19 protein-coding genes are annotated in these 25,102 nt (G+C 43.3%); 8 read left to right on the forward strand and 11 right to left on the reverse strand.

Annotated elements, in window-relative coordinates; translation table 11 throughout:
- Window positions 1-278 precede the first annotated feature (278 nt).
- The 6 genes from add to glnA form a co-directional block, all read right to left on the reverse strand.
- Window positions 279-1,280, reverse strand: a complete 1,002-nt coding sequence (gene add, locus EYW48_RS16725; RefSeq protein ID WP_176245569.1) for an adenosine deaminase — start codon at window positions 1,278-1,280, stop codon at window positions 279-281.
- A gap of 83 nt (window positions 1,281-1,363) precedes the next feature.
- Window positions 1,364-3,919, reverse strand: a complete 2,556-nt coding sequence (locus EYW48_RS16730) for an EAL domain-containing protein (RefSeq protein WP_274681962.1) — start codon at window positions 3,917-3,919, stop codon at window positions 1,364-1,366.
- 98 nt (window positions 3,920-4,017) lie between these two features.
- Complete coding sequence (gene glnG / locus EYW48_RS16735) at window positions 4,018-5,421, reverse strand: nitrogen regulation protein NR(I) (RefSeq protein WP_277432699.1); 1,404 nt, start codon at window positions 5,419-5,421, stop codon at window positions 4,018-4,020.
- Window positions 5,422-5,451: 30 nt separating this feature from the next.
- Window positions 5,452-6,507, reverse strand: a complete 1,056-nt coding sequence (gene glnL / locus EYW48_RS16740; protein WP_053312253.1) for a nitrogen regulation protein NR(II) — start codon at window positions 6,505-6,507, stop codon at window positions 5,452-5,454.
- 131 nt (window positions 6,508-6,638) lie between these two features.
- Window positions 6,639-7,205: a DUF4124 domain-containing protein gene (locus tag EYW48_RS16745; protein WP_277432700.1), complete on the reverse strand. Its 567-nt coding sequence runs from the start codon at window positions 7,203-7,205 to the stop codon at window positions 6,639-6,641.
- 178 nt (window positions 7,206-7,383) lie between these two features.
- The gene (gene glnA / locus EYW48_RS16750; RefSeq protein ID WP_274700902.1) at window positions 7,384-8,793 is read right to left on the reverse strand and encodes a glutamate--ammonia ligase; all 1,410 of its coding nucleotides are present in this window, start codon (window positions 8,791-8,793) and stop codon (window positions 7,384-7,386) included.
- A 498-nt stretch (window positions 8,794-9,291) separates the two neighbouring features.
- Between glnA and typA the strand changes: the two genes are divergently transcribed.
- On the forward strand, window positions 9,292-11,115 hold the full coding sequence (gene typA / locus EYW48_RS16755) for a translational GTPase TypA (RefSeq protein ID WP_053312261.1): 1,824 nt from the start codon (window positions 9,292-9,294) through the stop codon (window positions 11,113-11,115).
- A gap of 99 nt (window positions 11,116-11,214) precedes the next feature.
- A complete protein-coding gene (locus EYW48_RS16760; protein ID WP_277432701.1) occupies window positions 11,215-11,748 on the forward strand; it encodes an AAA family ATPase in 534 nt (177 codons plus the stop codon).
- A gap of 168 nt (window positions 11,749-11,916) precedes the next feature.
- Here the strand turns inward: EYW48_RS16760 and EYW48_RS16765 are convergent, their stop codons facing one another.
- Entirely contained in the window at window positions 11,917-12,558 is a 642-nt protein-coding gene (locus tag EYW48_RS16765) for a DUF2959 domain-containing protein (RefSeq protein WP_053312249.1), read from the reverse strand.
- Between the two features lie 92 nt (window positions 12,559-12,650).
- Between EYW48_RS16765 and EYW48_RS16770 the strand changes: the two genes are divergently transcribed.
- The 3 genes from EYW48_RS16770 to EYW48_RS16780 all read left to right on the forward strand — a co-directional run bounded on the left by EYW48_RS16770 (window position 12,651) and on the right by EYW48_RS16780 (window position 15,127).
- Entirely contained in the window at window positions 12,651-13,592 is a 942-nt protein-coding gene (locus tag EYW48_RS16770; RefSeq protein WP_255199736.1) for a virulence factor BrkB family protein, read from the forward strand.
- Window positions 13,564-13,998, forward strand: coding sequence for a D-aminoacyl-tRNA deacylase (dtd, locus tag EYW48_RS16775; RefSeq protein ID WP_053312248.1), 435 nt, complete (start codon window positions 13,564-13,566; stop codon window positions 13,996-13,998). The genes EYW48_RS16770 and dtd overlap by 29 nt, the downstream gene beginning before the upstream one ends.
- A gap of 199 nt (window positions 13,999-14,197) precedes the next feature.
- Window positions 14,198-15,127, forward strand: coding sequence for a bifunctional GNAT family N-acetyltransferase/hotdog fold thioesterase (locus EYW48_RS16780; protein ID WP_053312247.1), 930 nt, complete (start codon window positions 14,198-14,200; stop codon window positions 15,125-15,127).
- Here the strand turns inward: EYW48_RS16780 and EYW48_RS16785 are convergent.
- The 4 genes from EYW48_RS16785 to hslR form a co-directional block, all read right to left on the reverse strand.
- On the reverse strand, window positions 15,091-17,010 hold the full coding sequence (locus tag EYW48_RS16785) for an AsmA family protein (protein WP_274681965.1): 1,920 nt from the start codon (window positions 17,008-17,010) through the stop codon (window positions 15,091-15,093). The genes EYW48_RS16780 and EYW48_RS16785 overlap by 37 nt on opposite strands.
- Before the next feature lie 106 nt (window positions 17,011-17,116).
- The gene (gene pckA, locus EYW48_RS16790) at window positions 17,117-18,745 is read right to left on the reverse strand and encodes a phosphoenolpyruvate carboxykinase (ATP) (protein WP_277432702.1); all 1,629 of its coding nucleotides are present in this window, start codon (window positions 18,743-18,745) and stop codon (window positions 17,117-17,119) included.
- Window positions 18,746-19,087: 342 nt separating this feature from the next.
- The gene (hslO, locus tag EYW48_RS16795) at window positions 19,088-19,963 is read right to left on the reverse strand and encodes an Hsp33 family molecular chaperone HslO (RefSeq protein ID WP_053312244.1); all 876 of its coding nucleotides are present in this window, start codon (window positions 19,961-19,963) and stop codon (window positions 19,088-19,090) included.
- 31 nt (window positions 19,964-19,994) lie between these two features.
- Window positions 19,995-20,381 carry a ribosome-associated heat shock protein Hsp15 gene (hslR, locus tag EYW48_RS16800; protein ID WP_053312243.1) on the reverse strand — a complete coding sequence of 129 codons (387 nt, stop codon included), beginning with the start codon at window positions 20,379-20,381 and terminating at the stop codon, window positions 19,995-19,997.
- 254 nt (window positions 20,382-20,635) lie between these two features.
- Between hslR and gspC the strand changes: the two genes are divergently transcribed.
- Genes gspC through gspE form a run of 3 tightly spaced genes read left to right on the forward strand, consistent with a single transcriptional unit; the run spans window position 20,636 to window position 25,100 of the window.
- Window positions 20,636-21,532: a type II secretion system protein GspC gene (gene gspC / locus EYW48_RS16805; protein WP_277432707.1), complete on the forward strand. Its 897-nt coding sequence runs from the start codon at window positions 20,636-20,638 to the stop codon at window positions 21,530-21,532.
- Window positions 21,533-21,570: 38 nt separating this feature from the next.
- Entirely contained in the window at window positions 21,571-23,604 is a 2,034-nt protein-coding gene (gspD, locus tag EYW48_RS16810) for a type II secretion system secretin GspD (protein WP_171980791.1), read from the forward strand.
- The gene (gene gspE / locus EYW48_RS16815; RefSeq protein ID WP_053312240.1) at window positions 23,601-25,100 is read left to right on the forward strand and encodes a type II secretion system ATPase GspE; all 1,500 of its coding nucleotides are present in this window, start codon (window positions 23,601-23,603) and stop codon (window positions 25,098-25,100) included. Before gspD ends, gspE begins: the two co-directional genes overlap by 4 nt.
- Window positions 25,101-25,102 lie beyond the last annotated feature (2 nt).

Consider the following 25,102-nt stretch of genomic DNA (forward strand, 5'->3'; position numbering starts at 1 on the left):
TAGTTCAGTTGGTTAGAATACCGGCCTGTCACGCCGGGGGTCGCGGGTTCGAGTCCCGTCCGCTCCGCCACTTTATTAGAAACCTCAGCAGCAATGCTGGGGTTTTTTGCGTTTAGGGCATTAAGCTTATACTCGTGACCTCTTTTCCTACTAGCCTCTCTTCTCATGTCTTTATTGTTACATTGCTACAGAGACAGAAGTGCGCAGCACTAAAAAATGAGTATGAAAAAGCCGATACATAACATGATCGGCTTAGATAAAGAAATATTTGTTCTTTATTAACGGTTGGCTACTTTCTCTTGTAATGCACTTTTATCTTCTTCTGTAAGGAAAGCAAGCTCCAATCCGTTTATTTGAGCTTGGCGAATTTGAGCTTGAGAAAGACCGGCTTGAGGTGCTGCAACTTCATATTCATAAGGTAATTCAATGCCTTCAACTGCAGGGTCATCAGTGTTGAGACAGGCAAGTACACCATGTTCAAGGAACTGCTTAATAGGATGAAGACTGAGTGAGTCAACTGTGCTGGTTTGGAAGTTGGATGTTAAGCATGACTCGATACCAATACGCTTTTCTACCAAATAATCCATGAGTCGTGGGTCGTGGATTGCTTTTACGCCATGCCCAATGCGCTCTGCGCCGAGCTCTTTAATTGCTTGCCACATACTTTCTGCACCTGCTGCTTCGCCAGCGTGTACCGTTACTTTCAGACCAGCATCTCTTACTTGCTTAAAGTGTGAGATAAAACGGTCTCCGGGTTGACCAAGTTCATCACCGGCGAGATCGACAGCAACGATGTTGTCTTTTTGCGTCAAAATAGCATTCAATTCCTGCTGGCACGCTTCTGTACCAAAAGTTCGACTCATGATACCGATGAGATTAGCTTGAATACCAAAATCTCGAACTCCTGCTCGAACGCCATCAACCACAGCTTCGACGACTCCTGCAAGTGGTAGGTTATGTTTCATCGCCATGTAATAAGGTGAGAAACGCAATTCTGCATAATCAATTTGTGCATTTAAAGCATCTTCAACGTTTTCGTAAGCAACACGGCGGCACGCATCAAGATCACCAAGTACAGCGACGCCCCAATCGAGTTTAGATAGGAAGGCAACAAGTGATGGTTCGGCTTCGACAATTTGTACGTGTGGTGTTAATTGTTCAATGTTGTCTGCAGGAAGTTTTACATTGAATTGTTGGCCGAGTTCTAAGATGGTTTTGGTGCGAATATTACCGTCGAGGTGACGGTGTAAATCTGTAAGCGGCAGGTTTTTAGTTATCATTATTTTCTTTCCGAATGTTTTTATCTAGCACTAGTATAAAAATCAATATGATCAGTGTCAGTAGTAAAGCCGTTAAAATCGTTCTATTTCGTCGATTTTTGTTTCACGTTAACCATATCTGTTGGCCAATCTGCAAAAGGAATGGCTTTGCTGAATAAAAAGCCTTGTCCATGCGCACATTCTAGCTGCTTGAGTAAATCCACTTGTTCATTAGTCTCAATACCCTCTGCGACTATTTCGACATTAAAACCGCGAGTCATGTTAATAATTGCAGCAACAACTGAACTATCTGTGTTTTCTTGAGCTAACTGGGAAACAAATGCCCTATCAATTTTTAAGCAATCAAAAGGGAGTTTGTGCAAATAAGCGAGAGAGCTATAACCTGTACCAAAGTCATCGATGGCAATATCAATCCCAAGTTGTTTGAGTGACTTCATGTTTTCGAGAATGACCGGATCGTTATCTACAATTCTAGATTCAGTTATCTCTAGCGTCAGGTTGCTTGGGGGAAGTTCTGTTTTTTCTAAGGTCTGCTCAAGTTGTTCGATAAAATCTGGTTGAGAAAGTTGGTTTACCGATAGATTTACATGGATCTTGAAAGTGCTATCCCATTTACCCATCTGGATACCTTTCATGGTATCAAAACAAGATTTGTATAAGATTTGCTCGCCAATTAAACCGATGAAGCCACTCTCTTCCGCAATTGGAATAAAGTCTAAAGGGGGGATAATCTCACCACTTGATGTTACCCAGCGTGCTAAAGCTTCTGCACCTACAATCTTACCCGTAGCAAGCTCTACGATAGGTTGATAAAAGGGGATGTATTCTTGGTTCTCAATCGCCAGCTTAATTTGAGTCAGCATTTGCGTGCGTTTACGTGATTGCTCAGCCATTTCTGGTGAGTAATAGCTGATGTGCGTCAGTTCTAATTTTGCATTTCTTAATGCGATACTACCGTTACGTAGACTGAGTGTCATATTCGCGCTCTCATCACCGAGCACAACACCAATGGATACGTTGATCACTACTTGTTCACTGTACATCGCTACGGGGGCTGAAAACATTTGTAGAATGTTATTTGCTGCGCTTTGGGTTTCAGATCTTTGCTTTGCGGATGGTATGTAAATGGCAAACTCATCGCCACCAATACGTGCAATGTATGAGTTGTTAGCAAAAAGAGAGCGTAGTCTTTCAGCAATGATCACTAACAATTTATCGCCTTGTTGATATCCCAGGCTGTCATTGATGTCTCTGAATTTATCTATACCAACGATAAGTAGGCTACCGTTGAGTTTATTTAAATGCTCACAGCTTTCTATTAAACCCTCTCGGCTATAAAGTTTAGTAAGAGAGTCATAGACCAATTGAGAACGAAGTGCTTTAAACGAGGCTTTTAAATTATTTGCCATTTCATTAAATGAATAAACCAATAAGCTTATCTCATAAATCTTTCCTGCCTTGGGCATCGCACTTTCCCAGTCTCCTTTTGCAAGTTGTTTAGCAGCAGAAGCTGTAGCAGTAATCGGTGTGGTTACATGATTAAATGCAATAAGCCCAATTCCAATGCCGATCAGACTTACGATGCATCCGATTATCCAGCTATTTTGCTGATTTTCTGGAAGTTTGCCTAATAGATCAGTTTCCGATATTGAGACCCCTATGAACCAATGAAGACCATATTGATCTTTAAATGGAGTGAGAAGATTGAAGTAACGAATCCTATCGACGCTGGTTTCAAACTTACTGAATGAAGAGGGCAGCAACGTATTATGGGTATCGACATATTGAGCACTGGCTTGTATTACAGGGTTTGCATTTTCTATTGCAAATAGTCGTTCTCCTTGGGGGGATAAGTTAGTTCCCCATGAGACAACGGCGCTTGCGTTTGAGTGGGCAACAAGCCGTTTTTGCTGATCCATGATATATACATTGGCACGCGTCTGTTTTCTTAATGAATTAAGAAAGGTGTTGAAGGTGTTTATTTTTACATCGCTAACGACGACGCCGATAAATTGGCTACTATCAAAAACGGGAGCGAGAGCGGAGAGGGTGACTTCTTGGCGTTCGTCGACATTGGCATAAATAGAAGACCAGCCAGATGTGAGACTTTTGGCTACAGGGCTATACCACGGCCGGATTCGAGGATCATAATCAACAATGGTAGAGCGGATGTTTCTATTTATCGTGTCACCTTTGTAGATGATTAAATTCTGTTGCGTTCTTTCATCTTGCAGCATGAGCGAGTATTCATGGTCATTTTCTTTTCTAAAACCAACAAACTCGGCTTGCTCTCCACCAAAACTGATGACATCAAGCTGCTCGATTGTTTTGTAAAGACTATTGAAGCTGGTTAGCAGATATTGTTCAATTTTACTTGTATTACCTGGGGTATAGAGGTGGTTGAAGCCAATGCTATGACTGATAGCAAGACTCGCTTGAAACGGTTTTTCGAGAAAGTTGAGTAGATGTTGCTCAACGTTATTTGTTAAAGAAATAAGCTGTTTGCTACTAAGATCATCAACGACACCTTCATAGTGATATTTTTGAACGCCAATGATCACACCAATGGTGAGCAGGAAGACCATAACAAATGGGAGAACAACGGCTGTTCTCAGCGTAATTTGGTTGATAAATGGCATGTCGTGTCTTTTTCTTCCATAAAAAAATTGAGAAAACACGCGAAGGAAGAGGGGGGATTTAGCTTGCTGATTACAAGCTAATCACCAGCTTTAAGTTATTAGTAAAGTTCTTTTAACTTCCTTGTCAGCGTGTTGCGTCCCCATCCTAGCACCTTCGCGGCATCTTGTTTATGCCCATTGGTATGATGGAGTGCTGCTTCTAAAAGTATACGTTCAAATTCAGGGAGTGCGTAAGAAAGTAGTTCAGTTTCTCCTGAAGCTAAGGATGACTTAGCCCAACTTGCAAGCTGTTGCTGCCAACTTATATCATTATCAAACTCGTTATTTTTCTTTTCTGATAATAACTCGGAAGGAAGATCACTGGGCAGAACTTCACTGCCACTTGCCATCACGGTTAGCCATCGACAAATATTTTCAAGTTGACGCACGTTACCTGGCCATTCTAATCGATTTAAAATCTCGACACTTTTGGGGGGTAATGTCTTCATCTCCACACCTAGCTCTTTCGCTGCTAGGGCTAGGAAATGTTTTGTCAGCTTTTCAATATCCTGACGTCGTTCACGTAGTGCTGGAATATGAATTCGAATCACATTGAGGCGGTGAAATAAATCTTCGCGGAATTTGCCTTGATGAACGAGCTTCTCTAAATTTTGGTGAGTTGCAGCGACAATGCGTACATCAACTTTGATCGCTGAATGTCCTCCAACCCGATAAAACTGACCGTCGGCGAGGACGCGTAATAAACGGGTCTGAATATCGAGTGGCATATCACCGATTTCATCTAGAAATAACGTTCCACCATTGGCTTGCTCGAAGCGGCCTTGGCGGACGCTATTCGCACCAGTGAATGCTCCTTTCTCATGGCCAAATAACTCAGATTCAATAAGGTCTTTGGGGATTGCGGCCATATTCAGGGCTATAAATGGCTTTTGTGAGCGAGGACTGTGGCGATGAAGTGCATGCGCGACTAACTCTTTGCCGGTACCTGACTCGCCATTAATGAGCACTGAAATAGACGAGCGAGATAAACGACCAATCGCACGAAACACCTCTTGCATTGATGGTGCTTCACCGATTATTTCTGGCGTGTCATCAATGCCAGCTTGCTGGGCTGATTGCTCTTTACGTTGCTCTTGACCGTGAGCGATCGCTCGTTCAACTAAGGTGAGTGTTTCATCTACATCGAATGGTTTAGGCAGATATTCAAAAGCGCCTTTTTGATAAGCATTAACGGCTGCGTCTAGGTCAGAATGCGCGGTCATAATAATTACGGGCAATTCAGGAGAGCGAGAGTGAACTTGATTGAGCAGTTCGATACCGTCAATGCCTGGCATTCGTATATCTGAAATGAGTACATCTGGCGTTTCTCTTTCTAGTGCCATCAATACACTTTCTGCATCCGAGAAGGTTTCACATTTTATATTGGCAGATGAAAGTGTTTTTTCCATTACCCAACGGATTGAACTATCGTCATCGACAACCCAAACGTATCCTTTACTCATAATTTTTATTCCTTAACAGCAAACCGAATCTCACAGTGGTGAAATGGGTAAATATATTGTAAATGTTGTTCTACCTGGCCAGCTTTCTACATCAATTTTTCCATTATGTTGGTCAATGAGATTTTGTGAGATTGAGAGACCTAAGCCTGTCCCGCCTTCTCGCCCGCTGACCATTGGGTAGAAGAGCGTGTCTTGCAATTCCAATGGAATACCTGGTCCGTTATCGGTGATCTCGATACGTGCGACCAATTTATGTCGCTGGCCATGAATATTAGCTTGGTGCACCGTTCTGGTGCGCAACGTTATTTTTCCATGTGGCTGGGATGTTAATATTTGAGCTGCATTGCTAACGATATTAAGCAAAGCCTGCTCGATTTGATCGGTATCCATCAAAATATCCGGCAGGCTTGGATCATAATCTCGCTCTATTACTAAATTGGTGCTAGCTTCTAGCTCGACTAGCTGTCGAACTTTTTCCAAGATGACATGTAAGTTTTCAGACTGCTTTTTGCCAGGTCTTTGTGGACCAAGCAAACGATCCACCAGCGCACGCAAGCGGTCTGCTTGCTCAATAATGATTTGGGTATATTCAGTTAAACTCTGGTCAGGAAGCATTCTTTCAAGCAGTTGAGCCGCACCACGCAGTCCACCTAATGGGTTTTTAATTTCATGTGCTAAGCCTCTCACCAGTAACTTCGCCGCTTGTTGTTGTGCGTGTTGGTTGAGCTCTTGGGTTAGGCGACGCTGTTGCCCCACTTTTCGCATTTCGACCAATAGCATCAATTCACGTTGCCAAGATATTGGACTAACAGTGACTTCAAGCATCAGTGGTTTACCATCAACGACAAACGTAACATCACTGTCAGTAATGCTTTGACCACTTTGCAAAGGTTGAGATAGCAACGCTAAATCTAACGAAGCATGCTGGATTAATTTCGACAAAGGTTGGTTGATGATACGTTTGGCACTTTGGGAAAATAATTGTTCTGCTGCAGGGTTGGCGTAACGGACCGAAAGTGATTCATCTAGCATCAATGTCGCGGTGACCACATTGTTTAAAATGGTTTGGCTTAGCTCGTAATTCACGTTTTCATCCTTGTTCGTGTTCCAAAATAGTGCACTGCACAAACTTGGTGCATCATATGGCTAAGTATGGCGCATTGGTATCAGAAGAAAAAGTGAAACCTATTGTTATATCAAGCGTCTTGGTGAGAGGGTCATTGTTTCACAGTTGCTCGATGTAAATGCACCGTCACAATCGATGAAGATGCAATAACCTTGCCGTTTACAACTGATTGAATTAAAAAGCGATGACTGCCTCGGTCAATGTTTTTTAGCACCCAACGAGTTTGATTTGTTGGCGTGCTATAGGGCTTTTCATTAAGTAGTAGTTGTAATTGTTCTACGGCACTTAAACGGCGATTCAGCTCAACTTGAATCGTAATTTGCCCAGCGCTGTTATGAATATTTTCACTATTGGTTGGTGAAATAATGGTTATGGTAAGTGGCGCTAAAACTGGTGAGTATTTATCTTGCATGGTGTTGTCGAGCTGAGGTTGCTCGGCAGGTTCGAGTGCTTCAAAAGTAGGAGTTGTGGCTACAATATGAGCGTCGGCAATGACTATTTTTTCAGCTCGGTAGTTTAGTTGGGCATCATCACTTATTGGCTCATCACTAAAGTGGCGAATGTTATCGTCATCTACCCATGTGTACACATTTTGAGCGTTGCTAAGTGCTGCAATAAATACGCTGAGCGTAATGATGATGCTACGAATTAGGTTCACGATCTCTTCCTTCAAAAAGATGTTTTCACATTAGGTGAATAGCGGCGTATATGGCCGTTATCGCTATAACACTAATGCTAGCGTGTGCTTGCTTTTCTCCTAATATTAAAAAGGCCCGCCTGCGAGGCGAGCCTAATAAATCAGTAACCAGAGTTACATTTTACACTTGGGATAAGAACTATACAGAGTAGTACAATTCAAATTCTAGTGGGTGAACAGCCATATTCACACGTTCTACATCTTTTGATTTTAGCGTGATGTAAGAGTCGATGAAATCATCAGAGAATACGCCGCCAGCGGTTAAGAACTCACGGTCTTCGTCCAGTGCTTTCAGAGCCACTTCTAGTGATTCTGCTACTTTTGGAATCTCAGCTGCTTCTTCCGCAGGTAGGTCATACAAATCTTTATCCATTGCTTCACCTGGGTGGATCTTGTTCTTGATACCATCAAGACCAGCCATAAGAAGTGCGGCAAACGCTAGGTATGGGTTTGCTGCTGGATCTGGGAAGCGAGCTTCGATACGACGTGCTTTCGGGCTTGGTACCACAGGGATACGGATAGAAGCAGAGCGGTTACGAGCTGAGTAAGCGAGCATAACTGGCGCTTCAAACCCTGGAACAAGACGCTTGTACGAGTTCGTTGACGGGTTAGCAAATGCGTTGATAGCGCGCGCGTGCTTGATGATACCGCCAATGTAGTAAAGCGCTAGGTCAGATAGACCGCCGTATTTGTCACCAGCAAATAGGTTTACACCGTCTTTTGCTAGAGATTGGTGAACGTGCATACCGCTACCGTTGTCGCCAACAAGTGGTTTAGGCATGAAAGTCGCTGTTTTACCGAATGCGTGAGCAACGTTATGAACAACGTACTTATAGATTTGGATTTCATCTGCTTTAGTCGTTAGCGTGTTGAAGCGAGTTGCGATTTCGTTTTGACCCGCTGTCGCTACTTCATGGTGGTGTGCTTCAACAACTAAGCCCATCTCTTCCATGATCAAACACATCGCTGAGCGAATGTCTTGTGATGAGTCAACTGGCGCTACTGGGAAGTAACCACCTTTAACGCCTGGACGGTGACCTTTGTTACCGCCTTCGATTTCTGCACCAGTGTTCCATGCTGCTTCTACGTCATCAATTTTAAACGATGCGCCAGACATGTCGTTGCTGTATTTCACGTCATCGAATAGGAAGAATTCAGGTTCTGGGCCAACAAGCACTGTGTCTGCTATGCCTGTAGAGCGCATGAAATCTTCAGCGCGCTTTGCGATAGAGCGTGGGTCACGGTCGTAACCTTGCATTGTTGCAGGCTCTAGAATGTCACAACGGATGTTTAGTGTTGCATCTTCTGTGAATGGGTCAAGAACTGCACTTGATGCGTCCGGCATCATTACCATGTCAGATTCATTAATGCCTTTCCAGCCAGCAACTGATGAACCATCGAACATCTTACCTTCTTCGAAGAAGTCTGCGTCGATTTGGTGAGCAGGAATTGAGATATGTTGCTCTTTACCTTTTGTATCGGTAAAGCGCAGGTCAATAAACTTAACTTCGTTTTCTTGGATAAGCGATAGAACGTTTTCTACTGACATCTTGGATAACCTCCAGTGTTATTAAAGCGGTAATAGCCCGAATCGATTGAAACTAGCATTGATTAATTTCATTTCAAACTTATTAATCGATGCTGTTTCCGTTAAAGCCAAATTCGTGCCAAAAAAATTAGTCCATTAATTTCAATTGGTTGCTTAATTTAGTGCCTAGTTTTAACAGATGATTGCACCATAATGATCTTTCTATGCACCATATTGGTGCTTGGTTGTTTTCGCTGCACCATTATCAAACAAACTTGGACTATTCAGCCTAGATTTAAACATATTGTCAATGAGGATTTTGTTCCTTTTGATGCAATTTGTTTCAAATCAAGTTAAGGGCTAAACTGGTAGGGAGCGAAAATCAGCGTGATAGATCACATATTTCTAGGTTTTTCGCCAAAATCTGGTACATTATTGACCGTTTTTAAAATCAAGTTCTATGCTCGTTGCGGCAATGTCCCGAAGCGAGTTACTCCTTTAATAAGTGAAGCAAAATCCATGGCTACTCCACAGATTGATAAATTAAGAAATATCGCGATCATCGCACACGTCGACCACGGTAAAACAACCTTGGTTGATAAACTCCTGCAGCAGTCAGGTACGTTAGAGTCTCGCGGTGAAACGGAAGAGCGGGTCATGGACTCGAACGATATCGAGAAAGAGCGCGGTATTACTATTCTTGCGAAAAACACAGCAATCAACTGGAACGATTACCGCATCAACATCGTAGACACTCCTGGACACGCAGACTTCGGTGGTGAAGTTGAACGTATCATGTCTATGGTTGACTCTGTTTTGCTTATCGTTGACGCTGTTGATGGCCCAATGCCACAAACGCGTTTCGTAACACAAAAAGCATTCGCACATGGCTTGAAGCCAATTGTTGTTATCAACAAAATCGACCGTCCAGGTGCTCGTCCTGATTGGGTTATGGATCAAGTATTCGACCTATTCGATAACCTAGGTGCAACTGATGAACAGCTAGACTTTAAAGTCGTTTACGCTTCAGCACTAAACGGTTGGGCTACGCTAGAAGAAGGTGAGACTGGCGAAAACATGGAACCACTGTTCCAAGCGGTTGTTGACACAGTAGAAGCACCAAACGTAGACCTTGATGGCCCACTGCAAATGCAAGTGTCTCAGCTTGATTACAGCTCTTATGTTGGTGTTATCGGTGTTTGTCGTGTAACTCGTGGTTCTGTTAAAGCAAACCAACAAGTGACCATTATTGGTGCAGACGGCAAAAAACGTAACGGTAAAGTGGGTACGGTTTTAGGCTATCTTGGCCTTGAGCGTCATGAAGTTGAAAAAGCCAATGCTGGTGACATCATTGCGGTAACTGGTTTGGGCGAGCTTAAAATCTCGGACACTATCTGTGACCAAAACAATGTAGAAGCTATGGTTCCACTTTCTGTTGATGAACCAACAGTAACCATGACTTTCCAAGTAAACACTTCTCCTTTTGCAGGTAAAGAAGGTAAGTTCGTGACTTCACGTAACATTCTTGAGCGTCTGCAAAAAGAATTGGTACACAACGTTGCACTACGTGTTGAAGAAACTGACAACCCAGACCGTTTCCGTGTATCAGGTCGTGGTGAACTTCACCTTTCGATTCTGATCGAAAACATGCGTCGTGAAGGTTTTGAGTTAGCGGTATCTCGTCCTGAAGTTATCATCAAAGAAGAAGATGGTCAGAAAATGGAACCGTTTGAAACGGTAACCATTGACGTAATGGAAGAGCACCAAGGCGGCATTATGGAGAAAATTGGTTTACGTAAAGGTGAACTGAAAGATATGTCTCCAGATGGTAAAGGCCGCGTACGTCTAGACTTCGTGATGCCATCTCGTGGTTTGATTGGTTTCCAAACGGAATTCATGACGCTGACTTCAGGCTCTGGTTTGCTTTACCATACATTTGATCACTACGGTCCACACAAAGGCGGTAACATTGGTCAACGTAACAATGGTGTGCTTATCTCTAATGCAACTGGTAAAGCACTGACTTACGCACTGTTTAACCTACAAGAGCGTGGACGTCTATTTACTGAGCACGCAGATGAAGTTTACGAAGGTCAAGTTATCGGTATTCATAACCGTTCTAACGACCTAACAGTAAACTGTCTGAAAGGTAAACAGCTAACAAACGTTCGTGCTTCTGGTACTGATGAAGCGCAAGTGCTTTCTCCGGCAATCAAGTACACGCTTGAGCAAGCTCTAGAGTTCATTGATGATGATGAACTAGTAGAAGTAACGCCAGAGAGCATTCGTATTCGTAAGCGTCACCTGACTGAAAACGATCGTAAACGTGCAAGCCGTGGCTAAGCTTAAGAGCTAAAACTGCGCTTCGTAGAGTAATATGAAAGGGTGAGAAATAACTTCTCGCCCTTTTTTGTATCTGTCGTTTTTATTTAAAGGAAGAAGATGAAACCGATTATTATTTCTGGCGGTCCTGGTGCTGGAAAAACCACAATCATTGAACAATTAAAACACCGAGGATATCTCACCTTTGCTGAAGGTTCTCGTACGCTGATTGAGCAGCAAAGCCAGCATAAAGATGGCATATTACCGTGGACTGACTTAGCGGCTTTTGCGCAGTTATGCTTACAATTGATGAGTGAACAGAAGCAGCAGGCGCAACAAAGTGGAAAGCAGTGTTTTTTGGATAGAGCGATTCCTGATATTTGCGCCTATCTAAAGCAAGGTGGCTTGGCAGTGCCTGATGAATATATTCAAGAGAGCCAAGGTTATCATCGATATGCTTTTATCTGCCGTCCTGAAGCGTCAATTTACGTTCAGGATGCCGTGCGTCCTCATTCATTTTTAGAAGCGTTAGAGATTCATCGTAAGCTACAAGAAACTTACCAAACGCTTGGATTTGAGGTGATTGAAGTGCCTTGGGGAAGCGTGATAGAGCGAGCCGACTTTATCGAAGCTAATACCAATCGTAGTGAATAGCTGGTCATCCTCGCTGGTTAAAACACTCGATAACGGCGTTAGAATTTTTGATGGTAGAATAACTGCTGTTCGATAAATTCCGCCTTGTTATCAAGCATTTTTTTCTAAGCTATTTCTGATCACTTATTTACTGTGATTGGTATGAGATTCAGTCGGCGTAAGTGTCTTTTATTTAGCGTTGAGCTTGGTTAAAAACTTATCAGACTCAGCAATCGCAGTGTTCATTTGTTTGATCGCATAGCTGATATCTTGCTCTAAACTGATGAATTCACCTTGCATAGAACCTATCGCACTCGCATTCAAGTTGTGTTTTAAATACAGCGTATTGTCTCTGAGCGTATTAAGTACTGGTGTCATTTTCTGCTCGGCGCGCTTCATGGCTGACAGCATGGTTTGATAAGACGCTTTTGTTTCTTTCAGCTTTTGTTGGCTTGCTCGTTTCAGTTTGCTGCTGGTATAAAGTTCTAGCTCAGATTGCCATTCATCAAATAGGGCATCAGATACATCTTCAATGGCAGCAATACGATTACTAACCTCTTGTGCGGCTTGTTCACTATCCTGGTATTTATCGTTGATCTGGTTATAAACTTCTTCAAGCTCACCGCCGTTGAAATTGGTCAGTACAGATAATGCCTCTAGAGCGCTAGTAAATTCTTGCTGAGCATCTTGTTGTGAGGTTTTAGCATCTTCAACGCGATCAACCATAATGTCTCGTTTGTGATAGCCAACTTGTTCCATCGCGGAATAGTAAGCCGATTGACAACCCGTTAACGTGAAGATGGAGACAAGTACGGCGAGCAAATAAGGCATCTTAATTTCCTTTCGATTAGAATGACTTTGATACGACGGAGTCTCAAAGTGTTGGTGGTATGAGTAAGCGGTTTATGGATAAGTCTAGTACAATGAATGAGTTGTTAGGGAGATACAAGTTGAAATTTGATCAAGCCGTGAAAGCTGGGATCCAGTTTACACGTTATCTGCTGAACCGTATGGGCCATGACCGTGTTAACGTAAATGCGGGTTATTTAGCCTATATCACGTTACTATCGATTGTTCCGATGCTGACTGTTCTTCTGTCCATTCTCTCCTCATTTTCTATTTTCACCAATGTTGGTGTTGTGATTCAAGATTTCGTTATTACCCACTTTGTTCCTGCTGCGGGTGATGTGGTGCGCGAAGCATTGATCGAGTTTATTGCCAATACGGGCAAGATGACGGCAGTCGGTGGTGGTTTTTTATTTGTCGCCGCGTTAATGCTGATATCGAATATTGATAAGAATTTGAATTACATTTGGCGAGTAAAGAAGAAGCGTCGTATGGTGCTGTCTTTTTCAATGTACTGGATGGTGTTGACACTTGGTCCTATTTTGGTCGGTGCGAGTATTGCGGCGACGTCTTACATCACCTCTCTGAAAATCGTTGATAATGAAACCGTTACCGGAGCGTATAATTTACTACTACGTTGGCTACCTTTTATCTTGTCATTTTGCGCATTTGTCGGCCTTTACCTACTAGTTCCCAACAAGAAAGTGCATTTTTCCCATGCGCTTATTGGCGCTATTGTGGCTGCACTTTTATTTGAATTCAGCAATAAAGGGTTTGCTGCATACATCACTCAATTTCCTTCGTATCAACTAATTTATGGCGCGCTAGCTGCGATTCCCATCTTGTTTGTCTGGGTGTATTTGTGTTGGATGATTGTGTTGGTTGGTGCTGAAGTGACAGCTGCTTTAGGTGAGAAAGAGCACTGGAGCAACAGCAAAGAAATGCTAAACTCATCGCCAGTTTCAAATCAAGAAGTGAAAGGAAGTCAAAGTGATAGCGTTGATCCAGAGAGTGAGTGAAGCCGCCGTTCGTGTTGATGGTCAAGTGGTTGGTGAAATAAACCAAGGTTTATTAGTCTTACTGGGTGTTGAAAAAGACGATGATGAAGCGAAAGCAAAGCGTCTAGTCGAACGAGTCACTAGCTACCGCGTTTTTGAAGACCAAGACGGAAAGATGAACTTAAACGTCCAACAAGTGAACGGTCAGGTATTGGTGGTGTCTCAATTTACATTACCTGCTGATACGAAAAAGGGAACGCGAGCAGGATTTTCTAAAGGTGCTCATCCGGCAGACGCTGAACGTCTGTATGATTACTTCTCGGATCGATGTGAGCAAGTCTTACCTACTCAGCGAGGCCGCTTTGCCGCGGATATGAAAGTATCACTGATCAATGATGGTCCAGTAACGTTCTGGCTTCAGGTTTAATAAAGGAATTAATGGTCGCTTCTTCAGTTTGGATATACCTTTCCCAGCTAGAGGCTACAGCAGTGTTGGTTATGTTTTCACACCCCAAGCACATAGTTTATCTATGCTGATGGGGGGAACTTGCTTGCCATCTATCTGTAACTTCAAGCTGTTCGGGTATCGTTCTTACTAATAGGTTCGGCAATTTAGGGATAGCAATATGTTTAAACTGATTACGCCAATTACCGATAACCAACTCAATAAGTATTATCACTTTCGTTGGCAAATGTTGCGTGAACCATGGCATTTGCCGATTGGCTCTGAACGAGATGAATATGATGGCATGAGCCACCACCGCATGATCGTCGATGGGCGTGGACGGCCGATTGCGATTGGTCGACTTTACATCACGCCTGACTGTGAAGGTCAAATTCGCTATATGGCGGTCAAAAGTAGTCGTCGTAGCAAAGGCATGGGTTCACTTGTGCTGGTGGCATTAGAGTCGCTTGCTCGCCAAGAGGGAGCGAAGCGTTTGGTGTGTAATGCGCGCGAAGATGCCATCGCCTTTTATGAAAGGAATGGCTTTGAAAGACGTGGATCGTTAACCGATGAGCGTGGCCCAGTGCGTCATCAGCAAATGGTTAAGCCGCTTGACCCTATGGCAAACGTATTACGCAAGCCTGAATGGTGTACGGAATTACAAGAGCGTTGGGCGACTCATATCCCCATTAGTGAAAAAATGGGTATTAAAGTTACTCAGTATACTGGTTACCAATTTGAATGTAGTGCCCAATTAAATCCCAACCTTAACCCGCATAACACCATGTTTGCCGGTTCGGCATTTACCTTGGCAACTCTTACCGGCTGGGGGATGGCGTGGTTATTGATGCGAGAGAGAAACCTAGACGGTGACATTGTGTTGGTTGATAGTCGAATTCGTTATCGTCACCCTGTAGTACATAATCCGGTGGCATTAACATCACTTGATGGGATCAGTGGTGATTTAGACCGATTAGCCAGCGGACGCAAAGCGCGTATTGTGGTGGATGTGACGATTGCTAGTGGTGATAAACCAGCAGTTGAGTTCGTTGGCACTTACATGCTTATCCCCAATTACCAAGAGCTGTTGGCAGAATTATCTGACTCTTGAGGGTCACATGAATAGTTCATTTGCTGCTTGTCGTGAATCAGTTCAAAGCGAGTTTCACGGCAAGTTTGCTTAACATCAACGTTAATCTGTGCATTTTTCATATCGAGTAAGTCAATATTACCAATGATGTTCAGTTGTATATCCTGCGTGGCTAGTTGAGCTGGTTCAATTTTGATGCGTCCTCGATCAGCGGTAATCGTCAGGTCATCTAGGTTAAAAGGATGCTCTGTTCTTTGGCCGTATTCATTGCTGGTCAGTAACGTTGCTTCGCGTAGGTTTGCTTTCAAACTACCCGTTAGGGAATGAGCTAGAGTTGAGTGATCACTCGCCAGACCTTGCAATTGCACTTCAAATTCACTAACCCCTTCGATGCTAAAAGGTAATGGTAGAGCATTATTGATAAGAGATAGAGGAAAACCATCAGCGTGAATTTCAGTTTGCCAAGGCTCGCTGATTGCGTTGAAGTCCCACTTAGCTATTGCATCGATATAACCTTTTTCTAAAGGAATAAACAGGCGATCTAAACTCCACTTTCCTTGATCGCTGTGCATTTCAATCACGCTTTGCGTGGCAAGTACACTGTCATAACTGGCGCTATTTGCTGTTATCTGCAACTCTCCTTGCCATAACCCAAAGCGTTTGTTGTCAATTAATGTCAGATCGTACCCCTCGATATTGACACCAGAAAGTTGCCAGTAAGGGGCTTTGGCAAGTTGTATAATCTGGCTGTTGCCGATATTTAGCTTTTCTATACTCATGTTTTCAATTGATGATAGCAACTGAGCGAACCAATCGAAGCCATGTGCCGTCTCATTGACCCATTTTAAACCACGAACATTAAGCTGTTTTAATGACAGAGACGATGGAGTCATGCTCCCCGATAACTGAATATCACCCTGATACAGCTCAGCATTAAAGTCATTGATAATGAGTTGCCCTGGGCGCGTTTCGATACTAATACTGGGTTCAACCCATTGCTGACCGAACCAAGTCGCATCGTCTGCTCTAAGGGATACATAGCCTTGCTCTTGTTGCCAAAGTGAAGCGTGCGGATAGAGGTTTTCTAGTGAGATATCAACATTGCGCAAGTTCACATCACCCATAGTCAAATTGCTATTTAAGATATCCAGACTGTTGATGTGGTCGATCTGGTTGGTTAAATACGCTTGGCTGATTTGAGTTAGTCGCTTACTTTCGTTGGCGCTAAGATTGAGTTTATCTAACGTGACGTTGACCAGAGACCATCCTTGTGGATATTGTTCAGCTTGTCCTGAAATGGCCGCACCTTGCCAGGTAAATGAAAGCCCATAAACGGTGCTGTTATGTGGCTTGTAATCCATATCCAGCAGCACATTATTTAAAGCTTCACCTTGCCAGTAGAGTTGTTCGGCAGAAAATTGAATCTCTCCAAAAGGAATTGATGAGTGCTTATCTGACCAAGAGGGGTGTTGGATCTGCATATTAACTCCACGGGCCACCCAACCTTGATGAGCGATATCGACATTATGCAGTGCTAATTGATGAAGATAGAGATAAGGAAGGCGCGGCAGGTTAGGAAGATCATGCTGCAAATTAAGACCATCAAGTAAGATACTATCAATTACCAGTTGGTTATCGTGGATCAGAGTGGCATTAAGCCAAATATCAGCCTGTGCAATAGGGATTGTCTGTTTATCTTGATGTATTACCAGGTGATGAAAGCGAAAATGTAAAGGGTATTGGTACTCGACCGATTCAAAGGTGATATTGCCCTTAGAAAGTCGCTCTACAACCAATTGGCTAACTGGCGTGGCGTATTGGGTATGTAACAAAGCAAAACAGCCCAATAGCGCGGTCAGCACAAGAGCGATAACTGCAATCAGCAACGCCAATACCTTTTTCATGTTTTCCCTATCCTTAGTCCCTTGTCGTGACAGAGTGAAACAAATTCTCTTTATCGGCAACAAAAAAAGCCCCTGTTAAAAGGGGCTTGTTACGCACTTATCAGTTTTAGTCGACTTGAGGGCCTGCTGCCACTAAAGATTGACCTTCTGCGTTATCGGTGTATTTCGCAAAGTTATTGATAAAGCGAGAAGCTAGATCGTGCGCCTTGCTTTCCCATTGTAATGGGTCAACGTAAGTGTCACGAGGGTCTAGAATACCAGTATCAACACCTAGAAGTGATGTTGGTACTTCTAAGTTGAAGATTGGAATATGCTTTGTCTCTGCATTTTCAATCGAACCATCTAGGATCGCATCAATAATACCGCGTGTATCTTGAATCGAAATACGTTTACCGCTGCCATTCCAACCAGTGTTGACTAAGTAAGCTTCTGCACCTGACGCTTCCATACGTTTTACCAATACTTCAGCGTACTTGGTTGGATGTAGCGTTAAGAACGCAGCGCCAAAACAAGCAGAGAACGTCGGTGTTGGTTCAGTAATACCGCGCTCAGTACCTGCAAGTTTAGCAGTAAAGCCTGATAAGAAGTGATACTTGGTTTGTTCTGGTGTTAATTTTGATACCGGAGGGAGCACGCCAAATGCATCAGCCGATAGGAAGATCACTTTATTTGCGTGACCGCCTTTTGAAACTGGCTTAACGATATTGTCGATATGATGAATTGGGTAAGAAACACGAGTGTTTTCGGTTTTCGAACCATCATCAAAATCAATAGAGCCATCATTGCGCACGGTTACGTTTTCTAATAGGGCATCACGGCGAATCGCGTTGTAGATGTCTGGTTCAGCTTCTTTAGATAGTTTGATGGTTTTTGCGTAGCAACCACCTTCGAAGTTAAACACACCTTCGTCATCCCAACCATGTTCATCATCACCGATCAAAGCGCGTTTAGGATCAGTTGAAAGGGTGGTTTTACCTGTGCCAGATAAGCCGAAGAAAACTGCAACATCACCTTCTTTACCCATGTTTGCAGAGCAGTGCATAGAAGCAATACCTTGTAGAGGCAAGAAGTAGTTCATCATTGCGAACATACCTTTTTTCATCTCGCCGCCATACCAAGTGCCGCCAATCAATTGCATTTTTTCAGTTAGGTTGAATACGGTAAAGTTTTCTGAGTTCAGACCTTGTTCTTGCCATTTTGAGTTGGTGCATTTTGCGCCATTCATGACAACGAAATCAGGCTCAAAACTAACGAGTTCTTCTTCTGTTGGGCGAATGAACATGTTTTTAACAAAGTGTGCTTGCCATGCAACTTCGGTAATTACACGTACACTTAAACGCGTATCTGGGTTAGTTCCACAGTAACCATCAATCACAAAAAGTCGTTTTCCAGACAATTGTTGTGTGACGAGTTCTTTAAGCTCGTCCCAGACTTCTTGGGTAATGGGTTTGTTATCGTTTTTAACCGTGTCTGATGTCCACCACATATTTTCACGGGTGGTGTCATCTTTCACAATGAATTTATCTTTTGGTGAGCGGCCAGTAAAAATACCTGTATCGACAGCTACCGCGCCAAGCTCAGTGACGATGCCTTTTTCATAGCCTTCGAGTTCTGGGCGGGTCTCTTCTTCGAACAGTTGTTCATAACTTGGGTTGCGAAGAACTTCAGTTACGTTTTTTAATCCGTGTTGGGTTAGGTCTAATTGTGCAGCCTTTGTATGTTCCATAACGGTCATAGGTGCTCCTTATAAGGATTTTGTAGGGATTTTGTAATAATATTTGTAGTTTGTAATTGTTATCTGCTCACCATGCTAGCAACGAGACTGGGATAAAACAGGGACGTAGCTCAAAAATTGCCCACGACTGTTGTATGGTTTTAGGTGTCCCGTCACATATTGGCCTAACTATTTTATCGCGCACGCAAACCTTTGCGCTAGATCAAAAAGATTAATACTTTTTAAAAATTAAGTATGGCGTACTGTCGCTTTGGTATTTGATTTTATTGGATTTTGATCACAAAAAAGCCAGCTTGATGCTGGCTCTGAGACGTATTTCACGTGCTTGATAATACATACAAATTAATGAAGAGTACCGCTGTTCTGGGTCGCTTGACGGTAGAGTTCAGTTATCTCTGCTTGGTCAAAGGAATAATTCGTGCCGCAGTAATCACAATGTAAAGAAACTGATCCTTCAGTGGCTAAAATGTCGTTAATTTCATCTTGGCCGATAGTGATGATTGCTGCACCACTGCGTTCACGTGAACAACCACAGTGGAACTCTACTGGCTGCGGGTCGAACAGTTGTACTTTTTCTTGGTTATAAAGACGATAAAGTAGATCGTTGGCTGGTAAAGTAAACAGCTCTTCATTTTTGACGGTATTGGTCAGCTGTTCTAAATGTTCAAAGTCATCAGGTGTTCCAGTACCATCAGGCATAGTTTGTAGCAACATGCCAGCGGCATGGGCTTTGCCTTCATGCTCACCGATACGGATCCAAAGGCGAGTTTTCAACTGTTCTGAGCGGATAAAGTAGCCTTCTAATACTTCAACTAAATTAGCGCCCTCTAGGCCGACTACACCTTGGTAACGCTCGCCTTGCTTTGGTTCAATAGTGATAACAAGATGGCCTTTACCCATTAAGGTATGCAGGTCTGCATCATCAGCAATGTCACCTTCCCAGCGTGCAACGCCACGAACTTTTTGTTCGTTGTCACCGTTAATAACGGCAAGCGATACCGGGCCATTACCTTGCAGTTGCATGGTAATCGAGCCTTCAAATTTGAGTGTTGCAGTCAGTAGTGTAGTCGCTACCATCAATTCGCCTAACAGTTTTTGTACAGGCGCTGGGTATTCCTTGCTAGAGATGATTTCTTGATACACTTTATCCAGTTGTACCAATTCGCCACGTACAGAAAGGTCTTTAAATAAGTAGCGATTTAAAATGTTATTTGCCATTTAGCTATTTCCTCGGAGCATGGTCCCGCTTTTATTGATGTTTAAATTTAATAATGTCTCGACGCTGTTTTTTATCAGGCCGTCGCTCTGGGCTTGGATTATGTGCATTGAGTTTACGTTGCTCGGCATGGTGTGCACGTTTAGCGATACTTTCGCTGGTTTCACTATACAAGGCTTGTGCTTCAGGAGCCCCGCGGCGTTGCCCAGATAATTTCTCAACGGTCACGGTTTTCTCTTCTGGACCTTGGCGTAAGGTAATGGTTGCGCCAAGTTCAACAATTTTGCTAGGTTTACTACGCTGACCATTATAGTGAACTTTACCACCATCGACCATGTTTCGAGCGATAGAACGAGTTTTATAAAAGCGTGCAGCCCATAACCATTTATCTAATCTTATTTGTTCAGTCTCAGAACTCATACTAGGAAAGTGCCTCTAACAGAGTTAGCCTTGCGTGTTTATGTTTGGCTTACAATGGTGTTTTCGTTCCAGATTTTCAAGCGACCCGACAAATTAATGTCAGGTAAAGGGACGCTGAAGAGGTATGTGATATATTAGTTCGTCGTATAAGGCAATGAACTATATGAAAATGATATCGTTGGTTACAAAAGCAAAATGGTTAACGAAAAATTGCAAATAAAGGATATCTTTTGAGGCGAATTAATTTTAGCAGTATGACCTCATCAAGCTCATGGCAGATAGGCTTGCTACAAAAAATACCACAGTGGCAAAAACAAATCAGTTTTGCTCTTACTTTGTTATTACTGATCCTATCTGCTTGGATAATGGGCAAGATGGTGTGGTTGCTACAACAAAATACCTTTGATGTTGCACCTTGGGTGCCGACATCAAGTTCATCGACTACTGCTACTCAGCAGTCGCTTGATCTTTCCTCATTACAACAAGGTGACTTATTTGGACGTTATAGTGAGGAAAAAGCAGAGGTGGTGCAAACCGTAATCAAAGATGCGCCTAAAACTAGCTTAAGTTTATTGTTGGTTGGTGTCGTTGCCAGTAATGAACCCAGTAGAAGTTTGGCGGTTATTGCTAATCGTGGCAGTCAGTCCACTTATGGTGTCAATGAAGTAATTGAAGGCACAAGAGCAAAGCTAAAAGCCGTGCTAGTTGATCGCGTTATTATTGATAACTCTGGTCGTGATGAAACACTGATGTTAGATGGGGTTGATTATCACAAGCCAAGTGTGCAAGTGCCTGAAAGAGTTATTGCTTCTAATGCGCGAGGTAATAACCCCGCGTCTGAAGAAGAGAAGTTGGATGACATTCGAATCGCAATTTCTCGCAATCCGCAAGAAATATTCAAGTATGTTCGCCTGTCTCAAGTCAAGCGAGATGATAAGGTGCTTGGATACCGAGTGAGCCCGGGTAAATCCCCTGAATTGTTTGAGTCTGTCGGCTTGCAAAACGATGATATCGCCATTCAATTAAATGGACAGGATTTAACGGATCCAGATGCCATGAGCAAAATTTTTCAGTCAGTCTCGGAGTTAACGGAAATCAACTTAACGGTTGAAAGAGACGGACAACCACATGACATTTATATCCAATTTTAAAAAGACTGATGCATAAGCATGAGTTTAGGGAGTAAGACGTGAAGCATTGGTTAAACAAAAGTACTTGGTTATTGATGGGAGGTTTGCTGTCGTCACCATTGGTACTTGCTAACGATTTTAGTGCCAGTTTTAAGGGTACAGACATTCAAGAGTTCATCAATATCGTTGGCCGTAATCTCGAAAAAACCATTATTGTAGACCCTTCAGTTCGAGGCAAAGTCGACGTTCGTAGTTACGACACGCTCACTGAAGAGCAATACTACAGCTTCTTTTTGAATGTACTGGAAGTGTATGGTTTTGCTGTGGTTGAGATGGACAATGGCGTCCTGAAAGTCATTAAAGCGAAAGATGCAAAAACATCCGCTATACCAGTGGTCGGTGACGACGAGAAAGAAAATGGCGACAGCGTGATTACGCGTGTGGTTGCCGTACGTAATGTTTCGGTGCGTGAGTTATCGCCATTGTTACGCCAATTGATTGATAACGCGGGCGCGGGTAACGTAGTGCATTACGACCCGGCCAATATTATTCTGATTACCGGTCGTGCTGCTGTGGTTAACCGTTTGGCCGATATTATCAAACGTGTTGACCAAGCCGGTGATAAAGACATTGAAGTGGTTGAACTAAACAATGCATCCGCCGCTGAAATGGTACGTATTGTTGAGGCATTAAATAAAACGAATGATGCTAAAAATACCCCAGAATTTCTGCAACCCAAGCTTGTGGCTGATGATCGTACCAACGCGATTTTGATCTCGGGTGATCCCAAGGTGCGTGAACGCTTAAAGCGTTTGATCAAGCAGTTAGATGTTGAGATGGCAACCAAGGGCAACAACCGCGTTATTTACCTTAAGTACGCTAAAGCTGAAGATCTGGTCGATGTGCTAAAAGGTGTTTCTGATAACTTACAAGCAGAAAAGCAATCGGGTCAAAAGTCGGGTCAAGGGGCGCAACGCGGTGAGGTAATGATTTCTGCGCACCCTCAAACCAATTCACTGATCGTCACTGCACCTCAAGATATTATGAAAGCGCTGGAAGATGTGATAGCCCAGCTTGATATTCGTCGCGCGCAGGTGCTTATTGAAGCTCTGATTGTTGAAATGGCCGAAGGTGATGGCATCAACCTAGGGGTTCAATGGGGGTCGTTGGAAAGCGGCTCTGTTATTCAATATGGCAATGCAGGCGCACCAATTGGTCAGGTGATGGTTGGTTTAGAAGAAGCAAAAGATACTATCGAGAAAAAACCAATTCGAGATAGTAATACAGGTGCTATCAAATACTACGAAGAAACAACCACTAAAGGCGATTACTCAACATTAGCTTCAGCACTTGGTTCGGTCAATGGCGCTGCTATGAGCTTAGTGATGGGGGATTGGACGGCTTTAATCAGTGCGGTTGCGAGTAATTCAAACTCCAATATTCTGTCATCACCAAGTATCACCGTGATGGATAATGGCGAAGCATCTTTTATTGTTGGTGAAGAAGTCCCAGTTCTTACTGGTTCAACGGCGGGTTCTAGCAATGATAATCCATTCCAAACCGTAGATCGTAAAGAGGTGGGTATTAAACTCAAAGTGGTACCACAAATTAACGAAGGTGACTCCGTTCAATTGCAAATTGAACAAGAAGTGTCGAACGTATTAGGTGCCAATGGCGCGGTTGACGTACGTTTTGCTAAACGTCAGCTTAATACTTCAGTCATTGTTCAAGATGGGCAGATGCTGGTTCTGGGTGGTTTGATTGACGAACGCGCAGTGGAAAGTGAATCGAAAGTGCCACTGCTTGGTGATATTCCCGGACTCGGTTACTTGTTTAAATCGACTCGCACTCAAGTGGAAAAGAAAAACCTAATGGTGTTTATCAAGCCAACTATTATTCGTGATGGTATGACGGCAGATGGTATTACACAGCGCAAATACAACTACATTCGAGCAGAACAGTTGTACAAGTTAGACCAAGGCTTGAAGTTGATGGATGATAATAACATTCCCGTTATCCCTAAATTTGGTAGTGAGCGCCTTCATGCACCAGAAGTACAAGCCTTTATCGATCAAATGGAAAAGTCGCAATGACCGATGTTTTGCAACAACTTCAGTACCGTCGTTTACCGTTTAGTTTCGCCAATCGCTTTAAATTGGTGTTAGAGCAAGCGGAAGAGAACGCGATACCGACTTTGTTTTACGTTGCACCACTGGCGATAGAATCGCTGGTGGAGGTCAAACGTGTGGTTAAACAACCTTTAAATTTAGTTGAAATGACCGCAAGTGAGTTTGAAAGTAAGTTGACCGATGCGTATCAGCGTGACTCTTCAGAAGCGCGGCAATTGATGGAAGATATTGGTGCCGATAACGACGACTTTTTCTCACTGGCTGAAGAATTGCCCCAAAGTGAAGATTTGCTCGAGTCGGAAGATGATGCGCCAATCATTAAATTGATTAACGCGATGCTGGGTGAGGCGATCAAAGAAGGGGCTTCCGATATTCATATCGAAACCTTTGAAAAAGTCCTTTCGATTCGTTTTCGTGTTGATGGTGTGTTGCGCGAGGTGTTATCACCGAGCCGTAAACTTGCCCCCTTGCTCGTGTCTCGCGTGAAGGTGATGGCCAAGCTTGATATCGCCGAAAAACGCGTCCCACAAGATGGTCGTATTTCATTACGTATTGGTGGCCGTGCGGTTGATGTTCGTGTATCTACCATGCCATCTTCGCATGGAGAGCGTGTGGTAATGCGTCTATTGGACAAAAATGCCACTCGCCTTGATTTACACAGCTTAGGTATGACAGCGGCAAACCATGAAAACTTCCGCCAATTAATCAAAAGGCCGCATGGCATTATCTTGGTCACCGGCCCAACAGGCTCGGGTAAATCGACCACCTTGTATGCTGGGTTGCAAGAGCTAAACAGCAACGAACGCAACATTTTGACCGTTGAAGATCCAATCGAATTTGATATTGACGGTATTGGTCAAACGCAGGTTAACCCTAAAGTGGATATGACGTTTGCACGTGGATTACGTGCCATTTTGCGTCAAGACCCAGATGTGGTAATGATCGGTGAAATTCGTGATTTAGAGACTGCGCAAATTGCCGTTCAAGCCTCTTTAACCGGTCACTTAGTGATGTCGACCTTGCACACCAATACCGCGATTGGTGCGATTACCCGTATGCGCGATATGGGGATCGAGCCATTTCTTATTTCGTCGTCGTTGCTAGGTGTGTTAGCGCAGCGTTTGGTGCGCACCTTGTGTTCAGATTGTAAAGAAGCTTATCCAGCCGACAAAGAGCAAAAGAAACTGTTTAATCTGCAACCGGATCAAGAACTGACATTATATCGTGCCAAAGGTTGTGAAAAATGTAACCAAAAAGGCTATCGCGGCCGAACTGGGATCCATGAATTACTGTTAATTGACGATAAAGTGCAAGAGTTGATCCACAGTGAAGCGGGTGAGCAGTCTATCGAAAAATCGGTTCGTGAACGAACGCCAAGTATCCGTGATGATGGGTTAGATAAAGTGCTTCAAGGCATTACTTCATTAGAAGAAGTGATGCGAGTGACCAAGGAAGCGTAATT

It is taken from the genome of Vibrio sp. 1180_3 (assembly GCF_029478545.1).
In the GTDB taxonomy this organism is placed as follows: domain Bacteria; phylum Pseudomonadota; class Gammaproteobacteria; order Enterobacterales; family Vibrionaceae; genus Vibrio; species Vibrio aestuarianus.

What these genes read in the sequence shown, in the direction of transcription:
- add (WP_176245569.1), bottom strand. Translation starts at nt 1,280, where the DNA reads ATGATAACTAAAAACCTGCCGCTTACAGATTTACACCGTCACCTCGAC.
- EYW48_RS16730 (WP_274681962.1), bottom strand. Translation starts at nt 3,919, where the DNA reads ATGCCATTTATCAACCAAATTACGCTGAGAACAGCCGTTGTTCTCCCA.
- glnG (WP_277432699.1), bottom strand. Translation starts at nt 5,421, where the DNA reads ATGAGTAAAGGATACGTTTGGGTTGTCGATGACGATAGTTCAATCCGT.
- glnA (WP_274700902.1), bottom strand. Translation starts at nt 8,793, where the DNA reads ATGTCAGTAGAAAACGTTCTATCGCTTATCCAAGAAAACGAAGTTAAG.
- typA (WP_053312261.1), top strand. Translation starts at nt 9,292, where the DNA reads ATGGCTACTCCACAGATTGATAAATTAAGAAATATCGCGATCATCGCA.
- EYW48_RS16760 (WP_277432701.1), top strand. Translation starts at nt 11,215, where the DNA reads ATGAAACCGATTATTATTTCTGGCGGTCCTGGTGCTGGAAAAACCACA.
- EYW48_RS16765 (WP_053312249.1), bottom strand. Translation starts at nt 12,558, where the DNA reads ATGCCTTATTTGCTCGCCGTACTTGTCTCCATCTTCACGTTAACGGGT.
- EYW48_RS16770 (WP_255199736.1), top strand. Translation starts at nt 12,651, where the DNA reads ATGAATGAGTTGTTAGGGAGATACAAGTTGAAATTTGATCAAGCCGTG.
- EYW48_RS16780 (WP_053312247.1), top strand. Translation starts at nt 14,198, where the DNA reads ATGTTTAAACTGATTACGCCAATTACCGATAACCAACTCAATAAGTAT.
- EYW48_RS16785 (WP_274681965.1), bottom strand. Translation starts at nt 17,010, where the DNA reads ATGAAAAAGGTATTGGCGTTGCTGATTGCAGTTATCGCTCTTGTGCTG.
- pckA (WP_277432702.1), bottom strand. Translation starts at nt 18,745, where the DNA reads ATGACCGTTATGGAACATACAAAGGCTGCACAATTAGACCTAACCCAA.
- hslO (WP_053312244.1), bottom strand. Translation starts at nt 19,963, where the DNA reads ATGGCAAATAACATTTTAAATCGCTACTTATTTAAAGACCTTTCTGTA.
- hslR (WP_053312243.1), bottom strand. Translation starts at nt 20,381, where the DNA reads ATGAGTTCTGAGACTGAACAAATAAGATTAGATAAATGGTTATGGGCT.
- gspC (WP_277432707.1), top strand. Translation starts at nt 20,636, where the DNA reads ATGACCTCATCAAGCTCATGGCAGATAGGCTTGCTACAAAAAATACCA.
- gspE (WP_053312240.1), top strand. Translation starts at nt 23,601, where the DNA reads ATGACCGATGTTTTGCAACAACTTCAGTACCGTCGTTTACCGTTTAGT.